Origin of the sequence: Pseudomonas sp. ABFPK (assembly GCF_001586765.1) — a bacterium.
Taxonomy (GTDB): Bacteria; Pseudomonadota; Gammaproteobacteria; order Pseudomonadales; family Pseudomonadaceae; genus Aquipseudomonas; species Aquipseudomonas asiatica.
The window spans coordinates 1-16,614 of record NZ_LQXW01000004.1 but is presented as its reverse complement, the minus strand read 5'-3'; the positions used below and the strand labels follow the sequence as shown (position 1 = coordinate 16,614).

The following is a 16,614-nucleotide window of genomic DNA, read 5'->3' as shown; positions in this document are numbered from 1 at the left end:
ATGGGTGCTCTGACGAAAGCTGAGATGGCCGAAAGGCTGTACGAGGAGCTGGGGCTTAACAAGCGTGAGGCCAAGGAGCTGGTCGAGCTGTTTTTTGAAGAAATTCGGCACGCACTTGAAGAGAACGAGCAGGTCAAGCTGTCCGGTTTCGGCAACTTCGACCTTCGCGACAAACGCCAGCGGCCGGGCCGCAACCCCAAGACAGGGGAAGAAATCCCGATCACTGCACGGCGCGTCGTCACCTTTCGTCCAGGGCAGAAGTTGAAGGCCCGGGTTGAGGCCTATGCTGGAACCAAGCCATAACGACGAACTGCCCCCCATACCGGGCAAAAGGTACTTCACCATTGGTGAGGTGAGTGAGCTTTGTGCGGTGAAACCGCACGTGCTGCGGTATTGGGAGCAGGAGTTCGATCAGCTCAATCCCGTGAAGCGGCGGGGGAACCGGCGGTATTATCAGCGGCAGGATGTGCTGATGATTCGCCAGATTCGTGCGCTGCTTTATGACCAGGGGTTTACCATTGGCGGGGCTCGGTTGAGGCTCTCCAGTGATGAGGCCAAGGATGAGTCTAGCCAGTACAAGCAGCTGATTCGGCAGATGATTGTTGAGTTGGAGGATGTGTTGGTGGTGTTGAAGAAGTGACCTGGTTTACTGGTGAGTGGAAATTTTTTTGAGAAAAAGCTTTCATTTATCAGGAGGTTAAGGTAGATTCTTCATCGTTCTCAGAGGTTATGAGAATGTAGTCGGGGCGTAGCGCAGCCCGGTAGCGCACTTGCATGGGGTGCAAGGGGTCGAGTGTTCGAATCACTCCGTCCCGACCAATATATTCAACAACTTAGCCACCTTCGGGTGGCTTCGTTGTTTCTGGGGCTAGTGACTTTTCGAGTGACTTCGCCTTTTTCATCATCCGATCCTCCTCTTCAAAATTGTCAGTACCGGTCCACGCGAGTCGGTGGCCGACACCTTGTTTGCTGCTTCTATCAGCTGACCAAGCTCCGCGCCGGAGTAGTGACTGGTCACGCTGCCGTTCTTATGGCCCAATAACGACTTGCGGTCCTCTTCAGTAACGCCTGCTGCTTTCAGCCTCCTGCCAAAAGTGTGCTTGAGGTCATGAATCCGTATGGATGCGAACCCGGGGTGTGCCGGCCGCAAGTGTTGCTCCTGCCAGAGCTTCGCCGCGCGCACCCGAGCTTTCTTCCAGGCTGAGTCGTTCATGCGATGCATCGCCGTACCGTTGTAGGGGAACACCCATTCCCGACTGATGCCGCGCTGACTATCGACTACCGACTTCGCCACGCTGTTCAGCACTACCAGGCGCTCGTCCCGGTTCTTGACCCCTGAGTTTTCGTGTCGGCCGCCAAATTCGGCCGGTATCAGAAACACGCTAGTGCCAAGCTCCGGCACGAAGATTTCCCAGTCCCACCTCAACTTGCAGACCTCTTGCTCGCGGCAGCCCGTGTTCACCTTGAACAGGGCCATGCGCTGCAGGTGGTCCGGCAACTCCCCGAAAAGAATCGACTGCTCCTCCCAGGTCATGGGGTAGGGCTTTCGGCTCGCCTTCTTCTCTTCCAGCTTGGTCAGCAGCGGTACGCTGTCGAGCCAAGGCCTGCGTTCTTCGTCCCGCCACTTCCTGCAAGCCAGCGACAACACGCGAATCGCACGCTCGATCGCGATGTTGATCGTTCGGTTGCTCAGGCGTCAAGCTCGAGGCGGTCGAAGCCGATACCCTGTTTCCCGATCGGGAATTCACGGACATGCGGCCTGACGGTGTTCTTGAATTCGTCCTTGCACATGCCGAGGTAGCCTCGGCTGGCTGCTGAGCGCCATGCTCGGCTTGAAGTGTTTCTTGCGGATTTCATGGATGAGGTCGGGGCTGGCGGGGTAGGGATGCAGTGACGGGGCTTGGGGCGATTGGCAGGTTGTTTTGGGCGTTGGCCAGTTGTCCTGGAACTGCATATGGCTGATCGATTTGGCAGGTGCCTTTGGGCAAGGTGCAAGGCCTTGGGTTTTGGAGGCGGGTAGCTGTGGTCTCATGGCCCTGAGTATTGCGTTTGGGCGGGGAAGAATCTGGCGTGGGCATGGCACCGGCTGCGCCGGTGTTCGCGGCTGAAGCCGCTCCCACAGGGGGGAACTGCTAGGTCATGGAGATGTGGGCAGTTTTGAGGGCGGATTTGTTCGTGGAGACCTTTTGTGTACGGTTCTGCTTATTGATGAGTGGCTTGCAGCTTTTTTAGCGGGTTTATCGTGGATGGCACGGGCTGCGCCCGTGTTCGCGGGCGCGCCCGCTCCCACAGGATGCGCGCAGGGTTTGAGCGCTGTGTTGGGGCATTCAGATAATCCAGCTTTGGCGGAACGGGAGTGTCGAGCGGGGCGGGGGCGGGGGCTGGGGCAATGCATAGCCGGGCTGAGAGGCGAGAAGAGATGCCGCACAGCCCGGATCGTGCTCGTCTCAGAGAGGTGGCGCTATGTAGACAACCCGGTTTCGTCCATTCTGTTTGGCGTCATAAAGCCCCTTGTCAGCGCGTTCCAGTGCGTCATCCAGCGTTTCTCCCTTGGCAAACAGGGTGCACCCGATGCTCAGGGTTACGTTCAACTGGCCACAGGGCAACTGCATCGGGCTGGCACCCACCTGTTCGCGAATCCGCTCAGCAATCCGGGTCAGCTCTTCGCTGTCCTTCACCTGCAAAATTGCAACAAACTCCTCACCCCCATGGCGCACCACCAGGTCATCGGGGCGCAGTGCCGCGCGCAGGCGACGGGCCGTTTCGCACAGTACCTTGTCACCGCCGCCATGGCCGTACTTGTCGTTGATGGACTTGAAGTGGTCCAGGTCGGCATAAACCGCACCCAGCTGTAAGCCGTTCACCTCGGCCAATCGCCGTTCATGCGCTTCAAACGCCGACAACGCGCCGCGGTTCCACAGTTGCGTCAAAGGGTCGAGCAGGGCTTTACGCTGCTCGCGATCCATTTCAAGCCGCAGATCGCGGTTCACCTGGGCCAAGGTACGCAGCTGCAGATACCCCTCGGCGAGCGTGGCCAGGTCCCTGAAGTTCGCTTGCTGAGCCTCGCTGAGCACACGCGGGCGCGGGTCGAACATACACAGCGTACCGATGGCTTTACCGTTGCCGGCGCGCAAGGGGTGGCCGGCGTAAAAGCGGATGTAGGGCTCGTTCAGCACGAGCGGGTTGTCGACGAATCGTTCGTCGCACAGGGCGTCGGGCACCATCAGGGTGTCCTCGCCGAGAATGGCGTAGCCGCAGAACGAAACACTGCGCGTCGTCTCGCTTGCCTCAAGGCCTATGCGGGCCTTGAACCACTGCCGGTCCTGGTCGATCAGGCTGATCAGCACAGTGTCCACATGGGCCAGGTCCTGGGTGAGCCGCACCAAGGTATCCAGGTAATGCTCGGCTGGCGTGTCGACCAGGTTCATGTCGTCGAGCGTGCGCTGGCGTAGCGCTTCGTCAGCAGGCAAGGGGCAAGCTGGCATTGTGGGTCCTCCGTTCCTTGGTTGGCTTGGGTACCTGGCGGGTGCGCGGGCTGTATACCGTCGAAACAAGCACAGCATAGGCCATGGCGTGATGCACGGTCGGCCGACAATTTCTTGCCGGGAGTGTGATTTCTTTCGCTCGATCTTCGTCAAGGATGCTACCCCTTAGCCGTCGTCTGGGGACTGATACAGGGCCTTCCATGCAAACGCTGTTGAACGAGATTCTCGAAGAAGTACGTCCTTTGATCGGCAAGGGCAAAGTGGCTGACTACATTCCCGCGCTGGCCGATGTGCCGGCGAACCAGCTGGGCATCGCGGTCTATGGCAACGATGGCAGCTATTACTGTGCAGGCGACGCGCTGGTGCCGTTCTCGGTACAGAGTATTTCCAAGGTGTTCAGCCTGGTGCAGGCGATCGGGCACTCCGGGGAAGCCATTTGGCAGCGGCTTGGCCATGAGCCTTCCGGCCAGCCGTTCAACTCGCTGGTGCAGCTGGAGTTCGAACGCGGTCGGCCGCGCAACCCCTTTATCAATGCGGGTGCGTTGGTGATCTGCGATATCAACCAGTCGCGCTTCGCTGCACCCACGTTGTCGATGCGCGATTTCGTGCGGCGGCTATCGGGCAATCCCCATATTTCGATCGATGCCCGCGTTGCTGATTCGGAGTATCAATTCCGCGCGCGCAATGCGGCCATGGCTTACCTGATGCAGTCGTTCGGCAACTTCCATAACGAGGTGGAGACGGTGCTGCGCAGCTATTTCAGTTACTGCGCGCTGCAAATGAACTGCCTTGATCTGGCTCGGGCGTTCTGTTTCCTGGCCAACGATGGGTTCTGCAAGCACAGTGGTGAGCAGATTCTGACCCGGCGCCAGACCCAGCAGGTGAACTCGATCATGGCCACCAGCGGGTTGTATGACGAAGCAGGGAATTTCGCCTATCGGGTGGGGTTGCCGGGCAAGAGTGGTGTAGGGGGCGGGATTGTGGCCATCGTGCCGGGGCAATTCACCGTGTGCGTGTGGTCGCCGGAGTTGAATGCGGTGGGTAACTCCCTGGCCGGCATGGCGGCGCTCGAACTGCTCAGTTCGCGGATCGGCTGGTCGGTGTTCTGATCGGCGGGCCCGGTGGCTGAGGTAGGCCCGGTCGATACCTCAGCTTGTCGGGTCCTGCCCCAGTACCTTGGCCAGGGCCACGCGGGCATCTTCAAGCTGTACCAGTGAAGCATGCCGCGCGCCCAGCGCGTCACCGTTCTGGATAGCGGTCAGAATCGCCTTGTGCCGGGGCAGGGCGAGTTCGTCGAAATTCGCCCGCTGGTTGGAGTAGCGCACCGACTCGCGCAGCGCCATCGACAGCATGTTGCACAGGTAGGCCAGCAGGTCATTGTGGGTGGCGTCGGCGATGCGGGCGTGGAAGTCCAGGTCCGGTTGCAGGCGCTCTTCATGGTTGCGGGCGGCTTCCATGCGCTGGTAGGCCTCGGCGATCGAATCGACGTCGTCGGCGCTGGCGTTGGTGGCGGCCAGTGCGGCGGCGGCGGGTTCGATGACCCAGCGTACGCTGCTTAGCATGTTGAAGAATTCCTGTTGCGGTGTGGCCTGCATCAGCCAGTGCAGCACGTCAGGGTCGAGCATGTGCCAGTCATGGCGCGGCCGAACCAGGGTACCCACCCGCGGGCGGGCCTCGATCAGGCCCTTGGCGGTAAGGGCGCGCATCGCCTCGCGGAACACCGGCCGGCTGATCGCGTAGGCTTCGCACAGGCTGGCCTCGGAAGGCAGCTTCTGCCCGGGTGCGAGTTGGCCGGATACGATCTGTACGCCAAGGTCCTGGACCAGGGTGGCGTGCATGCTCTTGCGCGTGGTGGGTTGGCGGTAGTTCATGTGGGGCGGGGCGGATCCTTCGGGCGGGGGCAGCATCATAGCATTAGCGCGTCGACGCGGTGCATGGCACCGGCTGCGCCGGTGTTCGCGGCTAAAGCCGCTCCTACAGGTACCGCGTGAGCCTGAAGCCTGCGCCGTCCCTGTGGGAGCGGGTTCACCCGCGAAGCAGGCGACGCGGTGGATGGCACCGGCTACGCCGGTGTTCGCGGCTGAAGCCGCTCCCACAGGTGTAGCGTCACCTCGAAGCTAGCGCGGTACCTGTGGGAGCGGGTTTACCCGCGAAGAATCCGGCGCGATGGATGGCACCGGCTTTGCCGGTGTTCGCGGGCATGCCCTGATGCCAGTCAATTAAGCGGTCTGGGGGCCGCTTTGCGGCCTATCGCCGGCAAGCCGGGCTCCCACAGGGACCGCGTAGCTCTTGGGGGGGGGCGCCGTACCTGTGGGAGCCCGGCTTGCCGGCGATGGGCTGCGCAGCAGCCCCAATGACGCTAAACGACAGGCTTCAGGCCTTAGTGCGAGTGCTTGGGCACCGCCGCCCCGCGGCATCCGACCAGGAAGTCGAAGTCGCAACCCTCATCGGCCTGCATGACGTGGTCCAGGTACAGCTTGGCGTAACCACCGCTGATCAGTTGTGGCGGGGCTTGCAGGTCGGCCAGGCGGCCGGCCAGTTCCTCGTCGGAAATGTCCAGGTGCAGCCGGCCTTCCTTGCAATCCAGTTCGATCCAGTCGCCTTCGCGCACGGCAGCCAACGGCCCGCCAGCTGCCGCTTCCGGCGCCACGTGCAGCACCACGGTGCCGTAGGCGGTGCCGCTCATGCGGGCATCGGAAATACGCACCATGTCGGTCACGCCCTGGGCCAGCAGCTTGGCCGGCAGGCCCATGTTGCCGACCTCGGCCATGCCCGGGTAGCCCTTGGGCCCGCAGTGCTTCATCACCAGCACGGAACTGGCATCCACATCCAGCTCGGGGTCGTTGATGCGTGCCTTGTAGTCGTCGAAGTTCTCGAACACCACGGCGCGGCCACGATGCTGCATCAGCGCAGGGGTGGCGGCCGATGGCTTGAGCACGGCGCCCTTGGGCGCCAGGTTGCCGCGCAGGATGCAGATGCCGCCATCGGCCACCAGCGGCTTGTCGATCGGGCGGATCACCTCTTCGTCGTACAGCGGTGCGGCCTGGCAGTTGTCCCACAGGCTCTTGCCGTTGGCCGTCAGCGCGGCAGGGTTGGGCAGCAGGCCGTTTTCGCCCAGGCGGCGGATGACCGCAGGCAGGCCGCCGGCGTAGTAGAACTCTTCCATCAGGAAACGGCCCGAAGGCTGCAAGTCGACCAGGGTTGGCGTACCGCGGCCGATGCGGGTCCAGTCTTCCAGCTGCAGGTCCACGCCGATGCGCCCGGCAATGGCCTTCAGGTGAATCACCGCGTTGGTCGAGCCACCGATGGCGGCGTTGACGCGGATGGCGTTCTCGAAGGCTTCGCGGGTGAGGATTTTCGACAGGCGCAGGTCTTCGCGCACCATGTCGACAATGCACATGCCCGACAGGTGGGCCAGCACGTAACGGCGTGCATCCACCGCCGGGATGGCGGCGTTGTGCGGCAGCGAGGTGCCCAGCGCTTCGGCCATGCAGGCCATGGTCGAGGCAGTGCCCATGGTGTTGCAGGTACCCGCCGAGCGCGACATGCCGGCCTCGGCCGAGAGGAACTCGTTGAGGTCGATCTGGCCGGCTTTGTAGGCCTCGTGCATCTGCCAGACGATGGTGCCGGCGCCAATGTCCTTGCCTTTGTGCTTGCCGTTCAGCATCGGCCCGCCGGTAACCACGATCGCCGGCACGTCACAGCTCGCCGCGCCCATCAGCAGCGCCGGGGTGGTCTTGTCGCAGCCGGTCAGCAGCACCACGGCGTCCACCGGGTTGCCGCGGATCGCTTCCTCCACATCCATGCTCGCCAGGTTGCGGGTGAGCATGGCGGTGGGGCGCAGGTTGGACTCGCCGCTGGAGAACACCGGGAACTCCACCGGGAAGCCGCCAGCCTCCAGCACGCCCTTCTTGACGTGTTCGGCAATCTTGCGGAAGTGCGCGTTGCACGGGGTCAGCTCCGACCAGGTGTTGCAGATGCCGATGATCGGCTTGCCCTGGAATTCGTGGTCCGGAATACCCTGGTTCTTCATCCAGCTGCGGTACATGAAACCGTTCTTGTCGGCGGTGCCGAACCATTGGGCGGAGCGCAGTGGGCGTTTGCTATCAGACATGGGAACACCTAATTAGTATTACTATTTGTCGTTGTGCGATCGACTGTACTGGTAAAAATGGTCTCTGTGAAGGCTTGTTGGCTCAATTAGTAATACTATAAGATCATTCACCCAGGTCAGAGGTCTGCCAAAAAGTCCCCGACCAGGTGCTGTACCCATTACAAGAACAATTGGAGACATCGCCATGATTCAGGAGCAGCGGCTCGTCCGCCTGATCACACTGAAACTCATCCCTTTTCTGGTACTGCTTTACCTGGTGGCCTATGTCGACCGTTCCGCGGTGGGCTTCGCCAAGCTGCACATGGGCGCCGACATCGGCCTGGGTGACGCGGCCTACGGCCTTGGTGCCGGGCTCTTCTTCATTGGTTACTTCCTGTTCGAGGTGCCAAGCAACCTGTTGCTCGACCGCTTTGGCGCGCGCCGCTGGTTCGCCCGCATCCTGGTCACCTGGGGCGCGATCACCGTCGGCATGGCGTTCGTTACCGGGCCCAACGGTTTCTACGTGATGCGCTTTCTGCTGGGGGCGGCCGAGGCGGGCTTCTTCCCGGGCGTGCTGTACTACATCACCCAGTGGTACCCGGTGCGCCATCGCGGCAAGATCCTCGGCTTCTTCATCCTCTCCCAGCCGCTGGCGATGCTGATCACCGGGCCGCTCTCGGGCGCGCTGCTGGGGCTCGATGGCATCTACGGCCTGCATGGCTGGCAATGGCTGTTCATCTGCATCGGTACCCCCGCGGTGCTGCTGGCCTGGCCGACCCTGCGCCTGCTGCCGGACAGCCCGGCCAAGGTGCGCTGGCTCAGCGACGAACAGCGCAGCTGGCTGCAGGAACAGCTGGCCAACGACCTGCGCGAGTTCGGCCAGACCCGTCATGGCAATCCGTTGCATGCCCTGAAGGACAGCCGGGTGCTGTTGCTGGCGCTGTTCTACCTGCCGGTGACTCTGAGCATCTACGGCTTGGGCCTTTGGCTGCCGACGCTGATCCACCAGTTTGGCGGCAGTGACCTGGTCACCGGTTTCGTTTCGGCCGTGCCTTACCTGTTCGGCATCATCGGCCTGCTGATCGTGCCGCGCAGCTCCGACCGCCTGAACGACCGCTATGGCCACCTGGGCCTGCTGTATGCCCTGGGTGCGATCGGCCTGTTCTTCAGTGCCTGGCTTAGCGTGCCGGTCATGCAGCTGGCAGCGCTGTGCCTGGTGGCATTCGCGTTGTTCTCCTGCACCGCCATCTTCTGGACCTTGCCGGGCCGGTTCTTCTCCGGGGCCAGCGCCGCAGCGGGCATCGCCTTGATCAACTCGATCGGCAACCTCGGCGGCTACCTGGGCCCGTTCGGTATCGGCGCGCTCAAGGAACACACTGGGCAACTTTCGTCGGGGCTGTATTTCCTGGCCGTGGTGATGCTGTTCGGGCTGTTGCTCACCGGGGTTGTCTACAACCGCCTGGAGCGCCGCCAGCGCCTGGCTTCCACGCGGGCAGCCGAAGCCTCCCGCTAATTTTCGCAACCGAGAAGCGAGCACAAACATGCGATTGATCCAATTTGAAACCGCCACCGGCGAGCGCTGCGTGGGCGTGGTGGAAGGCGATTACGCCCTGCAGGTGCAGGGCGCTGGCAGCACCCGCCAGCTGGCCCTGCAAGCCATTGCCGCCGGCCGTGACCTGGCCGCTGAAGTGCAGGCTGCCGGCCTGGGCGAGCGCCACGACTACCTGGCCCTGCTGGCCGAAGGCCGCGTGTTGCCACCACTGGACCACCCGGACCCGGCGCACTGCCTGGTCACCGGCACCGGGCTGACCCACCTGGGCAGCGCCGCAACCCGCGACAAGATGCATCAGCAGCAGGCCGAAGGCGCGGTGACCGACAGCATGCGCATGTTCCAGTGGGGCCTCGATGGCGGTCGGCCGCCGGCAGGCGAGGAGGGCGCGCAGCCGGAGTGGTTCTACAAGGGCGACGGTGGCATCGTCGTGCGCCCTGGCGCCGACCTGCCGCTGCCGGCGTTCGCCGAGGATGCCGGCGAGGAGCCAGAGCTGGTCGGGCTGTACCTGATCGGTGCCGACGGCACGCCTTACCGCCTTGGCTATGCGTTGGGCAACGAGTTTTCCGACCATGTGATGGAGCGGCGCAACTACCTGTACCTGGCCCATTCCAAGCTGCGCGCCTGCAGCTTCGGCCCAGAGCTGCGCCTGGGTGCGCTGCCAGCCCACCTGGAAGGCACCAGCCGCATCCTGCGCGACGGCCAGGAGCTGTGGCGCAAGCCGTTCCTGTCGGGCGAGCAGAACATGTGCCACAGCTTCGAGAACCTGGAATTCCACCACTTCAAGTACACCCAGTTCCTGCGCCCCGGTGATATCCACGTGCATTACTTCGGCACCGCCACGCTGTCGTTCGCCGACGGCATCCAGGCGCGCCCGGGCGACACCTTCGAAGTCAGCCTCGACGCCTTCGGCCAGCCGCTGCGCAACGGCATTGCCGCCGCGCCCGGGCAGGTTCGCCCCGGGGTGGTGAAAAGCCTTTGAGCCGTCAGGCGAGCAGTGTGTCGGGTTCGCCCGCGTACTTGTGGGAGCGGCTTTAGCCGCGAAGGGCCCGGCGCGGTGCATGGCACCGGCTACGCCGGTGTTCGCGGCTGAAGCCGCTCCCACAGGGGCCCTGTTGACATGGCGGGGCATGTGCACTCCATGGCTGACATGAACCTTTGAATCTTCTTTCCTCATTACAGGAGCCAACCATGACCGGAAGCAACTTCATTGGCGGCCAGCGCAGCGCTGCCGGCAGCGTGCGCCTGCAAAGCCTCGACGCGCGCACCGGCGAAGCCTTGCCGCAGGCTTTTGCCCAAGCCACCCCGGAGGAAGTGGACGCCGCCGCCCAGGCTGCCGAAGCGGCCTTCGCCGAATACAACGCCCTGGCGCCGCAGCGCCGTGCGCAGTTCCTCGATGCCATTGCCGACCAGCTGGATGCGCTGGACGACACCTTTGTCGCCACCGTGTGCCGCGAAACCGCACTGCCGGCCGGGCGCATCCAGGGCGAACGCGCGCGCACCAGCAACCAGATGCGCCTGTTCGCCTCGGTGCTTCGTCGTGGCGACTACCTGGGGGCTCGCATCGACCGTGCCCAACCCCAGCGTCAGCCGCTGCCGCGCCCCGACCTGCGCCAGTATCGCACCGGCGTCGGCCCGGTAGCTGTGTTCGGCGCCAGCAACTTCCCGCTGGCCTTCTCCACCGCTGGGGGTGATACCGCCGCAGCGCTGGCCGCCGGTTGCCCGGTGGTGGTGAAGGCGCACAGCGGCCACATGGCCACTGCCGAACGGGTGGCCGAGGCCATCGAGCGGGCAGTGGTGGCCACCGGCATGCCCGCGGGCGTGTTCAACATGATCTACGGTGCCGGTGTCGGCGAAGCGCTGGTGCGCCACCCGGCGATCCAGGCCGTGGGCTTCACCGGTTCGCTCAAGGGCGGCCGTGCGCTGTGCGAGCTGGCTGCAGCGCGCCCGCAGCCGATTCCGGTGTTCGCCGAAATGAGCAGCATCAACCCGGTGCTGGTCTTGCCGGCGGCCTTGCAGGCCAGGGGCGAGCAGGTGGCCAGGGAGCTGGCCGGTTCGGTGGTGCTGGGCTGCGGGCAGTTCTGCACCAACCCCGGGCTGGTCATCGGTATTGCCGGCGAAGCGTTCAGCAACTTCCTGGCGGCCCTTGGTGCGCAGCTGGCCGACCAGCCCGGGCAGACCATGCTCAATGCCGGTACATTGCGCAGCTATGCCCAGGGCGTGCAACGCCTGCACCAGCACCCGGGCGTGCGTCATCTGGCCGGCGCCGACCAGGCTGGCGACCAGGCGCAGGCGCAGCTGTTCCAGGCGGATGTGAGCCTGCTGCTTGACGGTGATGCGTTGCTTCAGGAGGAGGTGTTCGGGCCGGCCACGGTGGCCGTGGCGGTGGCCGACGAAGCCGAACTGCGCCGCGCCGTGCAAGCCCTGCATGGGCAACTAACCGCAACCCTGATTGCCGAGCCGGAAGACTTCCAGCGCTTCGCAGCGCTGGTGCCGCTGCTGCAGCGCAAGGCCGGGCGCCTGCTGGTCAATGGTTACCCGACCGGTGTCGAAGTGTGCGATGCCATGGTGCATGGCGGGCCATACCCGGCCACGTCCGATGCCCGTGGGACCTCGGTCGGCACTTTGGCCATCGACCGCTTCCTGCGGCCGGTGTGCTACCAGGACTACCCGGATGCGCTGCTGCCCGACGCCCTGAAAAACGCCAACCCGCTGGGCCTGCAACGCCTGGTCGACGGCCAGCACAGCCGCGAGGCGCTGGCCTGACGCCAAGGGCTTCGGCGTGGTACCGCTGCACCCCGCCCGGGTAGGCCCGGGCGGGGGTGTCAGATATGCGGCCAGAGCGCCAGCAGCAGTCCACCAGCGATAAGCAGGGCGCCACTGTAGCGGCGCCAGGCCGCGCCCAACCGCAACACTTTCTCCGCCAGAACCAGCATCGCCAGCGCGGCCATGCCCCACAGGCTCATGGCGCCAACCACCAGCAGGACCAGCATCAGCGCCCAGCAGCAACCGATGCAGTACAGGCCATGCTGCAACCCCAGCCTCCAGGCGCCGCCAAGGCCCGGGCGTATATGGTGCTGAAGAAAAAACAGCGGGCTCTGGCAATGCTCCAGGCAAGCGGCCTTGCCCTGGCTCATCTGGTAGCCACCGGCTAGCAGAAGCAGTAGCGCACCCATGAGCGGTGGCAGGCGCAGGGTCATGGGATCGAGCCAGCCAAGCCATTCGCCAAGGGCCTGCAGCAGGGTCATCAGCAGGGCGAAACCACACCAGAGCAGCGCATAGGCCGCGCAGAACAGCAACAGCTTGAATGGGCCGGCGCTGTCGCGCAGCAGGCAGCGTCGGTAAAGCAGGAACACCGGCAGGGCGGCCGGCAGCATCATCGCCTGCATCATCGCCAACCACATCAGCAGGGTCAGCGCGCCCTGGCGCGACCACCAGGCGGTGGGTGGCATCTGCATCTCGCCCATCGCCGCCATGGTCGTTGCCTGCTCGACGTGCCACCACCAACCCAGCGCGCTGATCATCAGCACCAGCGCGCCGGTCAGCAGCGCGCCCGGGGCTGGCCAGCGACTAGCCGCGGATGATGCCATTTGGCCCCATATCCAGGTCGTAGAGCATGGCGTTGCGCCCGGCATAGTCCAGCTTCACCGCCCCGGAGCAGTTGAAGGTGGCGCTGGCGCAGTCCGTCTCGCCGAACTCGAAGCCCTCTGGCAGCACCAGCCTGGCCCGGTGCACCGATCCGTCCACGGGGTTGCGGATCGGCTCGGCCCGGCCATCCAGCACCCCAGGCACGTGGATGCTGGCGGTCAGTGCGGCGCGGTCGGTGTGCACCTCAACCGGCACGAACTGCGGTGCGTGCATGGTCTGCACGGTGCTGGCAAAAATGGCGAAGAAGGCCGTGGGTTCCTGCTCCTGGCCGCTGAGAATGGTCAGCAATGCCTGGCGCTGGGCATCACTGGCGCGTTCATCGATAAAGGCCTGGCATTGCCCACCGCCCTCGTGGATGGGCCCAGGCCAGGCGAAGGTGCAGGCCACATTCAAGCCGGCCAGCGACACCTCGTCGAAGTACCCCTCCTCAATGTGATAGCCCACTGCCGCTTCGCAAGTGCCATGGGTGGGCAAGGCATTGAACTGGCAGGGGCAGCCATAATCGCAGTTGCAAAGGTCGACCCCTGCGCCGCGCAATCGCCAATCGACATAGGCCATGATCCTATCCTCGCAAACAAGTGCCACTTGTTAGTTTAGTTCCGGATCATGCCGCCATATTTAGATAGATTCGGCATCTGACACGGGCCGTATAAAACCACTGCTTCAAAGCATCGGCCTTCTCAGTCAGATGGGGCAGTGCGGGATTCACGGTCAATGTCCTCCGGCCAATGAACCTTTGGTGCCAGGCAATGCATGTGGCTCAGGCCATCGTCATCGTTCCAGTCACGGGGTGGGTGTACGAACTTCGGCAGGGCTTCGGGGCCTTGCTGCATGAATAGTCGGGCGATGGCCCAGTAGGCTTCGCCTTTGTAGAGGTCATAGGTGAAGAACACACGGTCGATGACTTCGTTGGTTTCCGGGTTGCGGATCGACAGCATGACGTTTTCGATCAGCCCACCGTGACCTGGGGCGTAGACTCGGTAGACTTCGGCGGTTACGTCGTCCCAGTTGTAGGCGACAGGTTTGACGCCCCAGCGTTTGCGGCTGAAGATAAATATGCGGTCATATTTAAACTCATAAATGTATATTTTTTGGCGGAGTCGATTGAAGCGAATTGGCTCATCTCTAGGAGCAACCAGATCAAGCCTGACATAGGCAGTCAAAGCCCATAATGCTACCGGAAGAAGAGCTATTGATATGTTTGTAAGCCAGTCGCGCGGCCAACTGCCATGCAAAAGGCTCCAGTATAAGTAAAGCGTAAGTCCTAAAGCAAATAGCAAACCCGGAACCCCAATCAAAAATATAACACCTCGAAGGATGGTGCTGCTCCGTGGTAACTCGAGATATACATGATCGAAATAATTGGGTGCCGGCTTGACACTCGTCCATACGCTCCGCCATTTTGGCACTTCATCCACCTTGGGAAGGTCATGGCTCCAGCCTAAAGCACGCTCCCACAAAACTTTACCATCACGCTTCACTCGTTAATCTCCCTGACACAAATCTCAAAGTACCCACTTGGCATCTAGGCAGAGCGTGTAGCAGCTTGCCGTGGGGCCTGGCTGTGCAGGGGCCTTGCGGGAACAGTGAGGCTGCCGCAACCTACGGCAGCCTATAACTTCTAGGCCCGGGGGCATCGGCCCTCTCATTCAGATGGGGCAGTACGGGACTCACGGTCAATGTCCTCCGGCCAATGAACCTTGGGTGCCAGGCAATGCATGTGGCTCAGGCCATCGTCGTCGTTCCAGTCACGGGGTGGGTGCACGAACTTCGGCAGGGCTTCGGGGCCTTGCTGCATGAATAGCCGGGCGATGGCCCAGTAGGCTTCGCCGTGGTAGAGGTCGTGAGTGAAGAACACGCGGTCGATGACTTCGTTGGTTTCTGGGTTGCGTACCGACAGCATGACGTTCTCGATCAGGCCGCCGTGGCCGGGGGCGTAGACTCGGTAGACTTCGGCGGTTACGTCGTCCCAGTTGTAGGCGACCGGTTTGACGCCCCAGCGTTTGCGACTGAAGATGAATATGCGGTCATATCGAAACTCATAAATATATATCTTTTGGCGAAGTCGATTGAAGCGGATAGGTTCGTCTCTAGGAGCAACCAGATCAAGTTTAATGTAAGGAATCAAAGACCATAATAGTGCTGCGGTGATAATTGCCAATGACAAACTCATCAGCCAATCGTCACGCAAAAAACTCCAGTACATGTAAAGCGTTATTCCAAGAAGAAGAAGCAAACCTGCAACACCGATTAGGAATGTCAAACCTCGAAGGATGCTGCTGCTCCGTGGCAACTCTAGAAACACATCATCGAAATAGTTAGGGGCCGGTTTCACGCTCGCCCACCCAATTCGCCATTTTGGCACTTCGCCCACCTTCGGCAGGTCATAACTCCAGCCCAAAGCACGCTCCCACAAAACTTTACCATCACGCTTCACTCGTTAACCTCCCTGACACAAATCTCAATGTACCCACTTGGCAAGCTCCGATCCGGCCAGTACATCACCAACAGCGTAGCTGCCAGGATCGTGTGCTTTCCTATAGTCGCCATGAGCGATATCGAGCCAGAAATCTCTAACTGACAGAGTCCGGTAGGGTAAGGTTTTCGCTTCTCGCTGATTGAATAATTGCGGTCGTGATCGGGTATTCGCGGTGATGTAAAGCTCGAAAATGAAGAGGACGGTGATAGAGGCTCTTCAGTGGTCGCAAAAAAATTGCCTGAAGCAATAGTTTCCCCGCCAACGTAATCAGGGTGATTGCCGTCACCGTGACGATGTACAATCAATTTCCAGCGATATCCCGAGGATCGCTCATCGTACATAGGCAGTGTGATCAAGAATCTTAGCTTTCTAATTATTTCGGCGCTAATCAAGCCGCCGATTTTCGGAAGACCTGGATCAGTTGCCAAGAGCGATTCAAAATTCAACTTTGCCTTAGTGCCTAGTGTGGCGGCATTGAGTTCGGCAAACGCGATATCCGCATGTTCTGGTACATTCCAATGGATGATCGGTATTTCGTCTGCTTTTCCAAAGCAGCACCGCCTTACCCAGCGTTCCAAATCAGTTGATTCATTTTCCTGAGCCAGTTTGCTTAGTTGATAAGCAGCAAGCGTGAAGGCAATCGCCAGCCCCAGCGGACCGACAACCAAGGGTTGGAGTACCGCAAGACTAAACGCTACAGCGCCAGAGCCATACAAGAGGGATGACAAAAGATGTTGGTTCCTCGCTGTTTCATCACCCGCAGAGGCGGTTCGTCTGGTCGCATTAATTGCCTGGGCCGCATCAAAGCCCCCTGCAACCGCACTCACCAAAGCACCAAGCCTTATCAAGGCCTCCCCTGTGGCTGCTACACCCTTTGCTCGTGGCAAATTCAGTGGACTAGCACTTGATCTCAAAATGAGCCCAACCAGTTCGACTTGCCCTCCCAATAGGCCCAACTGGGATCCTTGCAACGCCAACCTGGCTTCATACGCCTTGGGCCCAATCTCCGTTTCCGCCTTTTCCTGATTCCTGCCCAGGCTGTCCTGCTGTAAATACAACCCGCCTATCGCCAGCAATAACTCCCAACTACCTGCCACACCACGTAAACCGGAGAACCCGGTCCGTACTAACCTGGCAACCTGCTGCGATGTGATCTGCATCCCTTGAAACAACTTGCGCGCATTTGTCTCCAACGTCCCCGCTGCCACCGAGATATCCACCAAGGCAAGCTGCGCCGCGCTGCTCGCCTGGGTTACCCCCATGCTGGCCTCCTTGAACAACCGCCCATGCACTTCCTCGGCCTTGCCCTCGACCCACACCGTCACGCTGATCATCGAATTGGTGAACCGTGGATCGAGCA

14 protein-coding genes, 1 tRNA gene and 1 pseudogene are annotated in these 16,614 nt (G+C 61.8%); 7 read left to right on the top strand and 9 right to left on the bottom strand.

Annotation, left to right across the window (positions count from 1 at the left end; all coding sequences use genetic code 11):
* The 3 genes from ihfA to WM94_RS03880 all read left to right on the top strand — a co-directional run bounded on the left by ihfA (position 1) and on the right by WM94_RS03880 (position 819).
* Positions 1–303 carry an integration host factor subunit alpha gene (gene ihfA, locus WM94_RS03890; RefSeq protein ID WP_003250679.1) on the top strand — a complete coding sequence of 101 codons (303 nt, stop codon included), beginning with the start codon at positions 1–3 and terminating at the stop codon, positions 301–303.
* Positions 284–640: a MerR family transcriptional regulator gene (locus WM94_RS03885; RefSeq protein WP_003250681.1), complete on the top strand. Its 357-nt coding sequence runs from the start codon at positions 284–286 to the stop codon at positions 638–640. Before ihfA ends, WM94_RS03885 begins: the two co-directional genes overlap by 20 nt.
* A gap of 102 nt (positions 641–742) precedes the next feature.
* Positions 743–819 (top strand) — tRNA-Pro (locus WM94_RS03880).
* A gap of 82 nt (positions 820–901) precedes the next feature.
* On the opposite strand, the pseudogene WM94_RS03875 reads toward WM94_RS03880, so the two are convergent.
* Together WM94_RS03875 and WM94_RS03870 are read right to left on the bottom strand one after the other, a co-directional pair.
* Positions 902–1,693, bottom strand: a pseudogene (locus WM94_RS03875) (tyrosine-type recombinase/integrase); the annotation flags it as partial.
* A gap of 754 nt (positions 1,694–2,447) precedes the next feature.
* Positions 2,448–3,485, bottom strand: coding sequence for a diguanylate cyclase (locus WM94_RS03870; RefSeq protein ID WP_061550484.1), 1,038 nt, complete (start codon positions 3,483–3,485; stop codon positions 2,448–2,450).
* Between the two features lie 200 nt (positions 3,486–3,685).
* Between WM94_RS03870 and glsB the strand changes: the two genes are divergently transcribed.
* Positions 3,686–4,594: a glutaminase B gene (gene glsB / locus WM94_RS03865; protein WP_061550483.1), complete on the top strand. Its 909-nt coding sequence runs from the start codon at positions 3,686–3,688 to the stop codon at positions 4,592–4,594.
* A 39-nt stretch (positions 4,595–4,633) separates the two neighbouring features.
* On the opposite strand, the gene WM94_RS03860 is transcribed toward glsB, so the two are convergent.
* Positions 4,634–5,356, bottom strand: coding sequence for a FadR/GntR family transcriptional regulator (locus WM94_RS03860; RefSeq protein WP_024086746.1), 723 nt, complete (start codon positions 5,354–5,356; stop codon positions 4,634–4,636).
* A 509-nt stretch (positions 5,357–5,865) separates the two neighbouring features.
* Positions 5,866–7,599 (bottom strand): IlvD/Edd family dehydratase, encoded by a 1,734-nt coding sequence (locus WM94_RS03855; protein ID WP_061550482.1) that lies wholly within the window; start codon positions 7,597–7,599, stop codon positions 5,866–5,868.
* Positions 7,600–7,783: 184 nt separating this feature from the next.
* On the opposite strand from WM94_RS03855, the gene WM94_RS03850 reads away from it, so the two are divergent.
* The 3 genes from WM94_RS03850 to WM94_RS03840 all read left to right on the top strand — a co-directional run bounded on the left by WM94_RS03850 (position 7,784) and on the right by WM94_RS03840 (position 11,893).
* Entirely contained in the window at positions 7,784–9,091 is a 1,308-nt protein-coding gene (locus WM94_RS03850) for an MFS transporter (protein ID WP_024086748.1), read from the top strand.
* A 28-nt stretch (positions 9,092–9,119) separates the two neighbouring features.
* A complete protein-coding gene (gene araD1, locus WM94_RS03845) occupies positions 9,120–10,109 on the top strand; it encodes an AraD1 family protein (RefSeq protein ID WP_061550481.1) in 990 nt (329 codons plus the stop codon).
* A gap of 209 nt (positions 10,110–10,318) precedes the next feature.
* A complete protein-coding gene (locus WM94_RS03840) occupies positions 10,319–11,893 on the top strand; it encodes an aldehyde dehydrogenase (NADP(+)) (RefSeq protein WP_061550480.1) in 1,575 nt (524 codons plus the stop codon).
* Positions 11,894–11,952: 59 nt separating this feature from the next.
* Here the strand turns inward: WM94_RS03840 and WM94_RS03835 are convergent, their stop codons facing one another.
* The 5 genes from WM94_RS03835 to WM94_RS03815 all read right to left on the bottom strand — a co-directional run.
* Entirely contained in the window at positions 11,953–12,717 is a 765-nt protein-coding gene (locus WM94_RS03835; RefSeq protein ID WP_061550479.1) for a DUF2182 domain-containing protein, read from the bottom strand.
* A complete protein-coding gene (locus WM94_RS03830) occupies positions 12,698–13,333 on the bottom strand; it encodes a DUF1326 domain-containing protein (protein WP_013972018.1) in 636 nt (211 codons plus the stop codon). Before WM94_RS03830 ends, WM94_RS03835 begins: the two co-directional genes overlap by 20 nt.
* A gap of 122 nt (positions 13,334–13,455) precedes the next feature.
* Positions 13,456–14,256 carry a DUF6708 domain-containing protein gene (locus tag WM94_RS30670; RefSeq protein ID WP_256206993.1) on the bottom strand — a complete coding sequence of 267 codons (801 nt, stop codon included), beginning with the start codon at positions 14,254–14,256 and terminating at the stop codon, positions 13,456–13,458.
* A gap of 164 nt (positions 14,257–14,420) precedes the next feature.
* The gene (locus WM94_RS30665) at positions 14,421–15,212 is read right to left on the bottom strand and encodes a DUF6708 domain-containing protein (protein ID WP_256206992.1); all 792 of its coding nucleotides are present in this window, start codon (positions 15,210–15,212) and stop codon (positions 14,421–14,423) included.
* Positions 15,209–16,614, bottom strand: a 1,406-nt coding sequence (locus WM94_RS03815) for a hypothetical protein (RefSeq protein WP_061550477.1), incomplete at its 5' end; no start/stop codon positions are given. The genes WM94_RS03815 and WM94_RS30665, both read right to left, overlap by 4 nt.

Coding starts and splice junctions, on each gene's coding strand:
- ihfA (WP_003250679.1), top strand. CDS start 1: ATGGGTGCTCTGACGAAAGCTGAGATGGCCGAAAGGCTGTACGAGGAG.
- WM94_RS03885 (WP_003250681.1), top strand. CDS start 284: ATGCTGGAACCAAGCCATAACGACGAACTGCCCCCCATACCGGGCAAA.
- WM94_RS03870 (WP_061550484.1), bottom strand. CDS start 3,485: ATGCCAGCTTGCCCCTTGCCTGCTGACGAAGCGCTACGCCAGCGCACG.
- glsB (WP_061550483.1), top strand. CDS start 3,686: ATGCAAACGCTGTTGAACGAGATTCTCGAAGAAGTACGTCCTTTGATC.
- WM94_RS03860 (WP_024086746.1), bottom strand. CDS start 5,356: ATGAACTACCGCCAACCCACCACGCGCAAGAGCATGCACGCCACCCTG.
- WM94_RS03855 (WP_061550482.1), bottom strand. CDS start 7,599: ATGTCTGATAGCAAACGCCCACTGCGCTCCGCCCAATGGTTCGGCACC.
- WM94_RS03850 (WP_024086748.1), top strand. CDS start 7,784: ATGATTCAGGAGCAGCGGCTCGTCCGCCTGATCACACTGAAACTCATC.
- araD1 (WP_061550481.1), top strand. CDS start 9,120: ATGCGATTGATCCAATTTGAAACCGCCACCGGCGAGCGCTGCGTGGGC.
- WM94_RS03840 (WP_061550480.1), top strand. CDS start 10,319: ATGACCGGAAGCAACTTCATTGGCGGCCAGCGCAGCGCTGCCGGCAGC.
- WM94_RS03835 (WP_061550479.1), bottom strand. CDS start 12,717: ATGGCATCATCCGCGGCTAGTCGCTGGCCAGCCCCGGGCGCGCTGCTG.
- WM94_RS03830 (WP_013972018.1), bottom strand. CDS start 13,333: ATGGCCTATGTCGATTGGCGATTGCGCGGCGCAGGGGTCGACCTTTGC.